Below are 12,866 nucleotides of genomic sequence, written 5' to 3'. Positions count from 1 at the left end.
AACTGTAGACTATATTGGATTTAGTTATTATATGTCAAATGCAGTAAAAGCAGGTGTATGCAATGATGGAGAAGTTTCAGTAAATGGATCATTAGAAAACTCTGTTGAAAATCCATATATAAAGGCAAGTGATTGGGGATGGCCAATAGATCCAGTTGGATTAAGATACACTTTAAATAATCTTTACAATAGATATGAGTTACCATTATTTATTGTTGAAAATGGATTTGGAGCTCATGATAAAGTTGAGGAAAATGGAGAAATACATGATTCATATCGTATAGAATATTTAGATAAACACATTGAAGAAATGAAAAAGGCAGTTAATTATGATGGTGTAGAATTAATGGGATATACTCCATGGGGAATAATAGACTTAGTATCATTTACTACAGGAGAAATGAAAAAGAGATATGGAATGATTTATGTGGATCGTGACAATGAAGGAAATGGAAGTATGAAGAGATCTTGTAAAGATTCATATTATTGGTATAGAGATGTAATTAAGTCTAATGGCTCAAAATTAAAATAAAAAAGTTATATAAGTAGCATAATATTAATATATAGAAATAGGAATCACTTTGATATAAATCAATGTGGTTCCTTATTTTATTTATTAAATAATAAATGCGTATATTGGAAATGAAATAATATTTGAATATATGGGTTTATTAATATACCATTTTATATTATCAATGGTTTTTAAGAAAAAGTATTATAAGTCACTGGAAGAGGTAGCATAAATGAATGAAATTTTAATACCAATAAGCAATAAAGAGTTTAAGGAAAAGGTAACAATACGATTTAATAGTATAAATGATGGATTTAATAATTATAATAATAAAACAATTGAAGGCAATGAGGAAGCTTTTATAAGCTTTTTACAAGAAGCCTTTGAGCTTAATGGAGAAGATAATTCTTATGTTGATTTTTATTATAATGTTTTAAATGATGAAGATAAGAAAAAATTAAAAGAATTAATAAATGATGAAGATAAAATTCTTTTAGAAGAATTTGAAAAAAATTATCATGAAAAAAATATCTATTTTAAGCTTACCAAAGAAAGTATACCTTTTATAACAAGGTTATCTACAAGGGAAATATTATTTTCAACTATATATTTTACTAAATATCCTTGTACAATTTGGGGTAATTATAATAAGAGTTTTCCTATTTTTTATCATGACAATAATGATATCCAGCAGTATTTAAATATAAAAAATGAATTACAGTTTTTCTAGTTTGAAACTTATGGTAAAAAACTAAATGTAATATATACATTTGGTTTTTTTACTATATTGTAGAAAAAATTCATATAAAATCATCAAATTGCAGTAAAAATAATGATGAAAAAAAACTTTTTTTATGATAGAATTGTCAAAGAGGTATAAAGAAATATATAAAGCGCCAGAACTTAGTTAATGATAAATTAAGAATTATGAATGATGAATTAATGTACAAATTCTTTAAGGGAATTTAGAAGAATTAAATTATAGAAATTCTGTAAGAATTTCATCCTTAATTCATAATTTAGCACTCATCATTCATCATTAACTAAGTTGACGAGGATGGGGAGTATCGAGTTTTCGGCGGATGCCCCACGGTATATGCACTACCGTTAAAGATTGATAAACCTAGGAAGTAATTTCTAGAACAAATTCAATTGGGTGTAGAGTCTTTCATTTAAGATTTTTTAGTTCTAAACTTTTATACCTCTGTAATCTTTGTTAGAGCAGAGTCTTAAATAAGAAAAATAAATTATATAAATGAAAGGAAGCAAAAGATATGTGCGGAATAGTAGGGTATGTAGGAAATAACAAGGCTACAAAGTTTTTAATTGAAGGGTTATCTAAATTAGAGTATAGAGGATATGACTCAGCAGGTGTAGCTGTTATACAAGATGGAAATGTTGAAATAGTAAAGCAAAAAGGTCGTTTAGCTAATTTAGGAGATGCTTTAAATGCAAATCCTTTAGAAGGAACAATAGGAATTGGACATACTAGATGGGCAACTCATGGTGAGCCAAGTGATGTTAACTCACATCCACATCAAACTTCAAAGGGAGATATAACAGTAGTTCATAATGGAATTATTGAAAACTATTTAGAATTAACTAACTTCCTAAAAGAGCAAGGATATGAATTTAAATCAGCTACAGATACAGAAGTAATACCAAACTTAATTCATTACTTCTATGAAGGAGATTTATTTGCAGCAGTTGTTAAAGCTACTGAAAAATTAGAAGGAAGCTATGCAATAGGAGCAATTTGTGGACAAGAACCAGATAAATTAGTAGCTGTAAGAAAAGACAGCCCACTTATAGTAGGTTTAGGAGAAAATGAGACATTTATAGCTTCAGATATTCCAGCAGTACTTAGCTATACAAGAGATGTATATCTTTTAGAAGATAAGGAATATGTACTTGTAACAAGAGATGGCGTTAAAGTATTAACAGCAACAGGTGAAGAAATTAATAAGGAAATATACAAAGTAACTTGGAATGAAGATTCAGCTGAAAAAGGTGGATATGAAGATTTCATGCTTAAAGAAATCTATGAACAACCAAAGGCAGTTAGAGATACATTAGCAGGAAAAATTGCTTTAGGTAAAGAAATAACTTTAGATAATGTTAAGTTTACTAAAGAAGAACTAGAAAACTTTGATAGAGTGTATATAGTGGCATGTGGTACAGCTTATCATGCAGGATTAGTAGGAAAGACTGTAATAGAAAAAATGGCGAAGATTCCAGTAGAAGTGGACGTGGCTTCAGAATTTAGATATAAAGAGCCATTAATAACTGAAAAAACACTTATTATAGTTGTATCTCAATCAGGAGAAACAGCAGATACCCTTGCAGTATTAAGAGATGGAAAGAAACAAGGTGCTAGAGTGCTTGCTATAACTAACGTTGTAGGTTCATCTGTTTCAAGAGAAGCTCATGATGTAATATATACATTAGCAGGACCAGAAATAGCTGTTGCTTCAACTAAGGCATATGTAACTCAATTAGTTGCTTTCTATATTTTGGGATTATACTTTGCATCATTAAAAGAAACAGTTTCAGAAGAATATGTAGAAGAAATAAAGAAGGAATTATTAGCTATTCCTGAAAAAATAGAAGCAGTTCTTGAAAATCAAGAAGGCGTTAAAAAATATGCAGCAGAAAACTATGAACAAAGAGATATATATTTCTTAGGTAGAGGTGTAGATTATGCAGTGGCATTAGAAGGATCATTAAAACTTAAAGAAATATCATACATCCACTGTGATGCTTATGCTGGTGGAGAACTTAAGCATGGTCCAATAGCATTAATTGATAAAGGTACAGCAGTTATTACTTTATTAACACAAGAAGCATTAAAAGATAAAATGATTTCTAATGTAAGAGAAGTATCAACAAGAGGTGGAAATATATTTGCTATAGCTAACCAAGGTGATGAAATAGCAAAAACAGTGGCAGAAGAAGTAGTATACATTCCAAAAACTGTTGATTTATTAACTCCACTTGTAAGTGTAGTACCATTACAATTATTATCATACTATGTGGCTAAAAATAAAGGTTGTGATGTAGACAAGCCAAGAAACTTAGCTAAATCAGTTACTGTTGAATAATGTATAAAAAATGGATTCTTTTGAATCTATTTTTTTATTTTATTAAATTCAAAATTTTAAAAAGTATTTTTAAAGAAAATAATAAAAAATATGGTTTTATTTGCAGAAATTACTATTAATTTTATATATAATTAATTATAATATTATTTAGGAGACGTTATGGAATGAAAAATAAAATAAAAATATTTTTATTATTTATTTCAATGTTTTTGCTATTAGGTACAAGCAATGTAAGAGCTGATATATCTAAGGAAAATTTTGTTAGAATAGGCATAAAGGATGGATTATCCAGTTCTACAATAACAGCTATATATCAAGATTCAAAGGGATACATGTGGATTGGAACTGCAGATGGGCTTAACAAATACAATGGATATAATGTATCTGTATATAATTATGAAATAGGTAATGAACAAAGTTTAAGTGCTACATATATAACAGCTATTCTGGAAGATGAAGAAAATATGTGGATAGGTACGAAAGATGGCTTAAATATACTAAATAAAAATACTGAAAAAATCCTTAGGATTCCAACAGGGATGGATAATGTAAAAGGTATAACCGATTCTAAGATTACAACGTTATTTAAAGATAGTAAGAATAATATTTGGATTGGAACTGAAAATGGATTAAATATGTATAATAAAGATGAAGGTATCTTTAAAAAATATATATTTGATTTAGAGAATGGAACCAAGACTTGTAATAATCATATCACAGATATTAAAGAATATATAAATGGATACTTATTAGTAGGAAGCAAATGTGGTATTAATATTGTAAACCTAGAGAATTATGCCATAGTGGATAATGAAAAACCATGCAAAGAGAGAAAATATATATACTCAATAGAAGAGGATAATAAAAATAATCTTTGGATGGCTACAGATGAAGGCTTATATAAATATGATATGGTAACGAAAGAATTAACATTACTAAATATAGATATTGAGGATGGTTTAAATTCAAAAGTAGAGAATATTTTTTCAGATAGTAATAATAATTTGTGGCTTTCTAGTACTAATGGAGCTATAAAATATAATCAAGATACTGAGTCTTTTACTGTATATAAAAATGAGGATCTCTATGATTATTCCTTATCAAGTAATTATGTAAATACATTTTATGAAGATAAAAATAATAATATTTGGATAGGTACATTAAATGGTCTAAATATATTAAGTAATTCACAACAATTTACCACTATATCAGATTATAGTAGAGGATACTACTGTAGAAATATTACGGATATTGTAGAAACAGATAATGGTGAAATTTGGCTAGGAACACTGTATAATGGTATATTTAGATATAATGAAGAAAAGCTTTTATCAGAGCAATTTTATTATAATAATGATAAGGATATGTTGCATACTAATTATATTAATGCAATGATTAAAGGACCTAAAAATATAATAATAGCAGCAACCAAAGGTGGAATTATTTTAATCAATGAGGAAGATGAAAGTTTTACACATTTAGGAGAAGAAAAGATATCTAGGGTACACAATGAAGAAGTTATGGATATTTATTATTCCAATGATATATTGTGGATAGGAAGTATTAACGGATTTTATTCTTATAATATGAAGAGCGAAGAATTTATTGATTATACAGAATTATTTTCAGCTATAGATAGTGAGATTACAGGAATAAGATGTATTTTTTCGGAAGATGAAAATAGTGATATATTATGGTTAGGTGGAAAAAATAAAGGTGGATTAATAAAGTTTAATAAAAAAACTAATGAAGTGAAGAATTTTCCACATGATATAAATGATAATAATTCAATTACATATAATTCAGTCAACACAATAGTAAAGGATAATGACGGAAATATATGGGTAGGTACTGATTGTGGTTTAAATAAGTTTAATATAGAAACTGAGAGTTTTGAAAACTTTTCCAAAAGGGATGGATTAGGAAGTAATGTTATAAAATCAATGGCATTTGATAAAGTTAATAACTACTTGTGGCTTACTACTAATGAAGGAATAAGTAGTTTTTCCATAGTAGACAATAGTTTTAGAAACTATACAGCCATTGATGGAATATCAGGTAATGAATTTTCTTATAATTCAGTATTAACGATTAATAGTCATATATTATTTGGAGGAAGTTTAGGGATAACATACTTTGATACAAATAATATAAAAGTAAACAACAGTGAGAATATAGACGTTGTAATTGATTACTTTAAATCAAATGATATTATTTCTTATAATGAGGATAGTATCAGATTAAGTTATAAATATATGACTTTCAATGTGAATTATTTTACTACTAATTATGTGGAAAAAGAAAAAATTACTTATGAATATATGCTAGAAGGTGTAGATGATGACTGGGTATATACTAATAATTATAACAATGCTAGATATACCTCGTTAAAACCAGGAAAATATGTTTTTAAGGTAAGAGCTAAAATGAATGGTAATATTAGTGATATTACAACATTAGATATAACTATAGAAAAGCCATTTTGGAGCACTTCAATGGCATATGTAATTTACTTTATAATAATAGCATTAATTGTATTCTTGATGTTAAATCATGTAAAGATACTAAATAATCTGGTTATGCAAAGAACAAATGAATTAAATAGTCAATTAATTGAAAATAAAAATCTATATAATAGGCTAATAAACGAAGAAAAATTCAAAAATGCATTCTTTGTTAATTTATCACATGAACTTAGAACGCCATTAAATGTGATAATTTCAACTGTTCAACTTATGAATGTAGTTTCAGATAAAAATCAAGATAATAGCATGAAGAAATATATAAAGATTATAAAGAAATCATCAGAAAGCTTATTAAGGACTATAAACGATATTATTGATAGTTCAAAAATTGAAACAGGTCATTATAATATCAATAAGAAAGCTGAAAATATAGTTTATATAGTTGAAGAAGCAGCTTTAAATATGAATGAATATATTAAAGTAAATGGTCTAGAGCTTATAATTGATCCAGAAATAGAAGAAAAGGAAGTTTACTGTGATGCTACTGAAATAGAAAGGATAATTGTAAATTTATTATCTAATGCAGTGAAGTTTACCCCAAAGGGTGGAAAAATTACAGTGTTAATTATGGACAAGGGAGAAAAGGTTGAAATTATAGTTGAAGATACAGGAACAGGAATTTCTAAGGAAGATCAGGAGTTCATTTTTAATAGATTTGAGCAAGGACAAAATAGAAAGTTTACCAATATAAGCAGTAGTGGAATTGGCTTAACATTAGTTAAATATTTAGTAGAACTACACAATGGAGAAATAAGACTAGAAAGTGAAGTAGGAAAAGGAAGCAAATTTATTATTTCACTTCCAGTGAAATAGTAATTATGAACTTAGATAATGATGAATTATGAATTACGAATTATGAATTATTGATGAAATTCTTACAGAATTTCTGAAAATTATATTTTTCTAAACTCCCCTAAGGGAGTTTATTCATTAATTCATCATTCATCACTCATCATTCATAATTTACTAAGTGTGGTAGATTCGTGTTAATTCATCTTTGCTAAGGAATTTTTCAACTAGGATACCCATAATGATAACACCTGGTATATCAATTAGGAGCCTAACAAAAGTGAATTTATAACCTAAGGAAGAAATTTCAAAAAGAAGAGTTGAGATTTTAGTAACACACCATGCATTCATAAAAATGATGATGTTGCTAAACTTGGCTCCTTTTTTTATTAGTACGGCAGTAAAAGGAAAAGCAGCATACATTGGTCCAGCAGCAATGGAACCAATAAACATAGCTAGAAATATTCCAAGAAGACCTGAATTATTGCCCATATACTTCATTAAGGATTCTCTGGAGACCCATACATCCATTAGTCCAAGCATCACCATTATTGGTGGTAGTACTGAAAGCATTTGTAGAAAGCTATATTTTATATTTAATATACTTTTAGAGGCCAAATCAAAATCCAAGAATCCAATAAGTATTAGTACAATTAATAAAAGTAAAAAGAATTTATAGCGTTTAATTATTTTCAAATTGCAATCATCACCTTTCCTATGAATAATGCCACAATAAAGGAAAATAAGAAAGCAAGGAAATTTCTTAAAAAGGCAGCCCGTTTACCAATAAATTTAGCTTCCATGGAAAAAGTCATCATACCAACAAGGGTAAGGGTAGAGACTAGGGCAGCCACTTGAGAATATCCAGCACCACTGGAAAGTAGGGTATTTCCTAAAGAAAATGCAACAAAAGTTGGCAAGAGAGTAATAGAGCCAATGACAGCAGAAAAGATAATTCCTAGAAAACCAGAGCTAGTACCAATTAATTTGGAAATTGTTTCAGGTTGTACATAAGCAAGAACAATACCTACAAAAATTATTACTGATAGAAATTGAGGCATTATATTTTCAAAAGAAGTAAAAGCTATTTTTAAAGCTTTTTTTGTTTTCACTTTATCTTTAATAAAAGAAACAAGTAATAAAATAAGTGCTAAGCTATAAAGAATAATAGATGTCATAAAATAACCTTAATCTAATTGATTTATAAATATATATTATGATTAAAAATATTGATAAGTTCTTAAGATAGGGGATAGTGAATTAGTAGCAAAAAGAAAGGTAGGTATAGTTGTGGATATATATACAATAGGACATTCAAATTATACTTTAGAAAGGCTAATTGATATGTTAAATCATTATAAGATTGATGTAGTTGTTGATATAAGAGGAACACCTTATTCAAAATATAATACTCAATTTGATAAGGAAATGATTAAATATTCTTTAACTAAGGCAGGATTTATCTATATCTATATGGCCAAAGAATTAGCAGCAAAGCGGATGAATAAGGTTTCTTATAATCATGAAGGTTTTTGTGATTTTGAAAAGGCAGTTCATGAAGAGGATTTTATAAATGGAATTAAGCGATTAAAGAGTGGATGTGAAAAAGGATATAATATTGCTTTGCTAGGAGCTATGCAAGATCCAATAAGATGTCATCGAAGTATATTAGTAGGTAGGGCATTAAGAGATAATGGATTTAAGGTGCATCATATTTTAGATGATTATTCCTTGGCATCACAAGAAGATATTGAAACAAATTTATTAGATAAATATTTCCCAGATCGTAATCAAATAACCATAGATTCATTACTGGGGTTAGCAAAGAATGAAGAAGAGCTTATCATTGAAGCTTATAGAGCTGCCAATGTTGAAATAGGTAGGCGTGTTGAAAATCTACCTAAATAATGTTCAAGTAAAAAATCCAGCATATGGCTGGATTTTTGTTTATAAATATAAGTAAATAGGCATAATTAAATAATAGAGGTATTTTATGGGTAAAGGCGGTGTGTGATAGTTTTGAAGATTTATAGTGTTATAAATATGGATATAGTAAATTCCAGAAAGCTTAATAATAGAAAAGAAATAAATATTCAACTGGAAAATTACTTTAAAAGTTTAGAAGAGCAGTATAAAGATAGCTTAGTTTCTAAGATTACATTTACGCTAGGCGATGAATGGCAGATTGTCTTAAGAAATATTAAGGTTAGCTATGATATAAGCACTAAGATAAAGGTTTTTCTATATAATTTTGATATAGAATGTTATTGCGGTATAGGGATTGGCACCATAAGTACTAAAGAAGATGATGATACAAGAAAAATGGATGGAGAAGCTTTTATTTATGCTAGGCAAGCCTTAGAAATTGCCAAGAGCAACAAGAAGTTCTATAGTAAGAAGCTTTATACTAAAGACTGTAAGACTGTACTTAAAGGCGCAGTACCAAAATCTAATATAATGGAAGAAGCTGCAGTAACTTGTGATGATGATTCTCATGTTTTAATTAATTATGAAGAGCTCATTAATAATATAATACAAAACAATGAAATGATTGAAAGTAAATTTACTTATAAGCAGAGAAATATCATAGCCTTATATGAAAAGTTAGAATCATACAGTGAAATTCAGCATAAGTATCCCAATATATCAAAATCAGGAATTTCAAGAAAGATAACAAGCTCCAATTACCTTTTAACTTTGCATAATAAGAAAATGATAAATAAATTATTAAGTAGTTATGAAAAGGAGTTATCTTTAAGAGAAATATGATTTTAAAAGTGTTTTTATTATTTTTATTAAATCACGTAGTTTTTGACTTTATTTTTCAAGGAAAAAGCATAATAAAAAAGAGATTTCCTAAAGAATTAGATTTAAACAATAAAAAAAGCACAATGAAAAAATTAAAAGTAACTATTAATGGAAATATAATTCATAGTATATTTCATTTGTTAGGTATGCTGATTATAATAATATTTATAAAGGTAAGTATGTCATTTAAATTAATTATTTTTATAAAAGCAATATTAATTACAGTAGGTCATTTCTTCACAGATGAAATAAAATCATTAATAATATTGTATAAAAGTAAATACCGCAATAATATATGGTTATTTATAACGGATCAAATAAGTCATTTCTTAATTATAGCCTTGGCTATTTTAGGTTTAAATAACTTAATTAAGGTATATGAATATAATTTAGATAATACTAACAAGTTATTGATAGCATTAATAGTATTTTTAGTGGTAACTATAGTTACAGGGATTTTTATAAAGATTTTTATTAATGACCTTATGCCAGAAAAAAGCACTTCTGATGCCATTAATGCAATATCTGATAGCACAGCTTCCAATGGAGCAAAAAATGGAGGCTTTATCATTGGTATCTTAGAAAGGATATTGATTTTCATAAGTATGTTAATAGATTACTATTCAATAATAGGCTTTATCTTAACAGCTAAATCCATAGCCCGATTTAATAAGCTTTCAGATCAACGTTTTGCTGAATATTTTATAATTGGAAATTTAATTAGCTTTACTTCAGCCATAATAGGTGGTGTTTTTGTTAAGTTTATTATTAATCTTTAGTTAGATAGCATAACCAGAGCGTGTTTATGATTTTTACAGTAATTAATGGCTTCTCTAGCTAAATAATAGGAAGGACCGTCTAGTTGGTTTACTGTAAGTTCAAAATTATATACAGTAACCTCACCAATACCAATGCCCACATAAAAGTTTAAGTAATGAGGCAAGGTTTTATGAAAGAAATTAATTATTTCTAAGTAGTTGCAGTCGCTTTTTAATAAGCCTTGCCATTCATCTCCTAAAGTTATTATAAATGGACATATTATTAAATTTTTAAAATCTTCATTACACTTCTTTAAGGCATTTATTAATAGAATTTGTACTTCATTTCTATTAGCAAGCTTTCGAGAATCCTTTAGATCAAATATCATGGTCATATAATTCATGCTAGCTCCAATATTAAGGTTGCTATTTTAGTGGAAACTGAGAGAAAGTTACATAATAAATAGCAACCTTTAAGTATTTATTGATTATTAAATAATATATGAAAATATTAAAGTAAAGGACACAGAAAGAAGTTTTAACTAGATAGAAGTTAAAATCTTTATTGAACTTCTTATTTTTAATTCTCTATTGCTACAGCTTCCGCATCTTTTTTGTCTAAATTAAGGTTGTAAGCCAACCCTATACATACAATAATTCCGCCAATAACCTTTCCTATAGAAAGTTGTCCTAAAGTGAAATAGTCAATTATTATACCTGTAAATAATTGCCCAATGAATATAAGTAAGGCCATATAAAATGCTGATATCTTAGGAGCAACATAATTTGAAAGAGTAATAGAAATAACTCCTATTAGACCTCCTAAATAAGCAATTATAGGTGTAGAAGATAGAACTTCACTTGATATATTCATATTTTCACTACTGAAGAATAGGATTATCATTGAAAATAAAAGTCCTGTTAAAAAGTTATAAAAAGTACTTTGGAAAACACCAATTTCATCGCCCAGTCTTGAATTTATAATTCTCGAAACAACAATAGATACGCCTGATAAAATAGCAACTAATATATATATAAGCATATGTAAATCCTCCTTAATAAATAGTCATAATGACTAAGCCAAGACAAATTATGGCAAGGCCAACAAGTTTCTTTCTATTAAATTTAATAACATTAACGCCAAATAAGCCAAAGTGGTCAATTATTATGGCACTAACAGTCTGTCCCAATAGACCTAAAGCCATAGTTAATGAAGCACCTAAAGGTACAAATGTAAAGTTAGAAAATAGAACTGTGAAAACACCAATAACTCCGGCACTATATAAGAATATAGAAATATTTTTATCATATATTAATTTAGATTTGTTGATTATTAATACTAATATTATGCCTATAAGTCCAACAAAGTGGATTAAAACACTAGATGTATAATTTCCTGTATAAGTAGACAGTATGCCATTAAAGCTTGTCATTATAGCTATTAATGCACCTGCAATCATAGATAAAAAGTTAAACATATTATTCCTCCATCATAAATTTCATTAATTCCAAAATTTCTTTATATAATGTATCATAAAGACATTGCATAATAATATGACATATGTCATATTAAATATATAAATCTTAAAAGGAAGTATTTTATGGAAAAAATATATAATGCTCAATTAAAAGAATTGTATATAAATAAATATAAGTTAAATGATATCTTTACTGATGATATGAGTGGATATATGGAGCTAGTTTCATTTAAAAAAGGTGAATATATTTGTAATGAAAATGAAAAGATGGAGTATTTATTTTTCTTAGTAAAGGGTAAAGGAAAGGTATATGTTATTTTAAAAAATGGAAAGTCACTGTTATTAAGCTTTTGTTATCCTTTAACTGTAATAGGTGATATAGAGATAGTTAATAATTGTGATACCAGTAGTAATATACAGGCTTTAGAAGACTCATATTGTATAGCACTTCCTTTAAATATAGTACGAGAAAAATTACTTAAAGATGCTAAGTTTTTAAGGTATGTATGTGATTCCTTAGGACGGAAACTACAAAGTTCTTCCAATAACAATTCCATAAATCTACTTTATCCCTTGGAAAATAGGCTGGCAAGCTATATTTTAGCAGCTAAAGAAGAAATAATAGTTGATAATAAGAAAGCTTATATATTTAATGAAAAGCTTACAGAGCTAGCAGAACTTTTAGGAACTAGTTATAGGCATTTATTGCGAACAATAAATGCCTTAATTAATAAGGGTGTTATATCTAAGGAAAATGGATACTATAAGATACTTGATAAAAAGCTTTTAAAGACTTTATCAGTAGGTGTATACAAATAAAAATATAATATATTGAAAATAATAGATTTACAAATATAGGATATTATGATACTATATTGACTAAGAAGTGAATATGT

13 protein-coding genes are annotated in these 12,866 nt (G+C 27.4%); 8 read left to right on the top strand and 5 right to left on the bottom strand.

The window, feature by feature from the left end; genetic code table 11:
• The 4 genes from Q5O44_RS05795 to Q5O44_RS05780 all read left to right on the top strand — a co-directional run.
• A partial coding sequence (locus Q5O44_RS05795; RefSeq protein WP_302637492.1) for a family 1 glycosylhydrolase occupies window positions 1-532 on the top strand: 532 nt, incomplete at its 5' end.
• A 211-nt stretch (window positions 533-743) separates the two neighbouring features.
• Window positions 744-1,241: a hypothetical protein gene (locus tag Q5O44_RS05790; protein WP_022167454.1), complete on the top strand. Its 498-nt coding sequence runs from the start codon at window positions 744-746 to the stop codon at window positions 1,239-1,241.
• Between the two features lie 544 nt (window positions 1,242-1,785).
• Complete coding sequence (glmS, locus tag Q5O44_RS05785) at window positions 1,786-3,612, top strand: glutamine--fructose-6-phosphate transaminase (isomerizing) (RefSeq protein WP_022167453.1); 1,827 nt, start codon at window positions 1,786-1,788, stop codon at window positions 3,610-3,612.
• A 164-nt stretch (window positions 3,613-3,776) separates the two neighbouring features.
• Window positions 3,777-6,950, top strand: coding sequence for a two-component regulator propeller domain-containing protein (locus Q5O44_RS05780; protein ID WP_022167452.1), 3,174 nt, complete (start codon window positions 3,777-3,779; stop codon window positions 6,948-6,950).
• 153 nt (window positions 6,951-7,103) lie between these two features.
• Here Q5O44_RS05780 and Q5O44_RS05775 read toward each other — a convergent pair whose 3' ends face one another.
• Both Q5O44_RS05775 and Q5O44_RS05770 read right to left on the bottom strand, forming a co-directional pair.
• On the bottom strand, window positions 7,104-7,622 hold the full coding sequence (locus tag Q5O44_RS05775) for a permease (RefSeq protein ID WP_022167451.1): 519 nt from the start codon (window positions 7,620-7,622) through the stop codon (window positions 7,104-7,106).
• Window positions 7,619-8,104, bottom strand: a complete 486-nt coding sequence (locus tag Q5O44_RS05770; protein ID WP_022167450.1) for a hypothetical protein — start codon at window positions 8,102-8,104, stop codon at window positions 7,619-7,621. Before Q5O44_RS05770 ends, Q5O44_RS05775 begins: the two co-directional genes overlap by 4 nt.
• Window positions 8,105-8,216: 112 nt before the next feature.
• Here Q5O44_RS05770 and Q5O44_RS05765 point away from each other — a divergent pair, with 112 nt between their 5' ends.
• The 3 genes from Q5O44_RS05765 (at window position 8,217) to Q5O44_RS05755 (ending at window position 10,513) form a co-directional block, all read left to right on the top strand.
• Window positions 8,217-8,834: a DUF488 family protein gene (locus Q5O44_RS05765; protein WP_022167449.1), complete on the top strand. Its 618-nt coding sequence runs from the start codon at window positions 8,217-8,219 to the stop codon at window positions 8,832-8,834.
• Window positions 8,835-8,945: 111 nt separating this feature from the next.
• Window positions 8,946-9,695 carry a SatD family protein gene (locus Q5O44_RS05760; protein ID WP_022167448.1) on the top strand — a complete coding sequence of 250 codons (750 nt, stop codon included), beginning with the start codon at window positions 8,946-8,948 and terminating at the stop codon, window positions 9,693-9,695.
• Window positions 9,692-10,513: a DUF3307 domain-containing protein gene (locus Q5O44_RS05755; protein ID WP_022167447.1), complete on the top strand. Its 822-nt coding sequence runs from the start codon at window positions 9,692-9,694 to the stop codon at window positions 10,511-10,513. Before Q5O44_RS05760 ends, Q5O44_RS05755 begins: the two co-directional genes overlap by 4 nt.
• On the opposite strand, the gene Q5O44_RS05750 is transcribed toward Q5O44_RS05755, so the two are convergent.
• From Q5O44_RS05750 to Q5O44_RS05740, 3 genes are all read right to left on the bottom strand, one after another.
• Complete coding sequence (locus tag Q5O44_RS05750; protein WP_022167446.1) at window positions 10,510-10,896, bottom strand: SatD family protein; 387 nt, start codon at window positions 10,894-10,896, stop codon at window positions 10,510-10,512. The two genes, Q5O44_RS05755 and Q5O44_RS05750, sit on opposite strands and share 4 nt — an antisense overlap.
• Window positions 10,897-11,072: 176 nt before the next feature.
• A complete protein-coding gene (locus tag Q5O44_RS05745) occupies window positions 11,073-11,534 on the bottom strand; it encodes a DMT family transporter (protein WP_022167445.1) in 462 nt (153 codons plus the stop codon).
• Window positions 11,535-11,547: 13 nt separating this feature from the next.
• Complete coding sequence (locus tag Q5O44_RS05740) at window positions 11,548-11,970, bottom strand: DMT family transporter (protein ID WP_022167444.1); 423 nt, start codon at window positions 11,968-11,970, stop codon at window positions 11,548-11,550.
• 123 nt (window positions 11,971-12,093) lie between these two features.
• Between Q5O44_RS05740 and yeiL the strand changes: the two genes are divergently transcribed.
• On the top strand, window positions 12,094-12,789 hold the full coding sequence (yeiL, locus tag Q5O44_RS05735; protein ID WP_022167443.1) for a transcriptional regulator YeiL: 696 nt from the start codon (window positions 12,094-12,096) through the stop codon (window positions 12,787-12,789).
• Window positions 12,790-12,866 lie beyond the last annotated feature (77 nt).

The sequence above is a fragment of the Clostridium sp. CAG:221 genome, assembly GCA_000435835.1.
GTDB lineage: Bacteria > Bacillota > Clostridia > Clostridiales > Clostridiaceae > Clostridium.
This window is presented reverse-complemented; position numbering and strand designations above follow the sequence as displayed.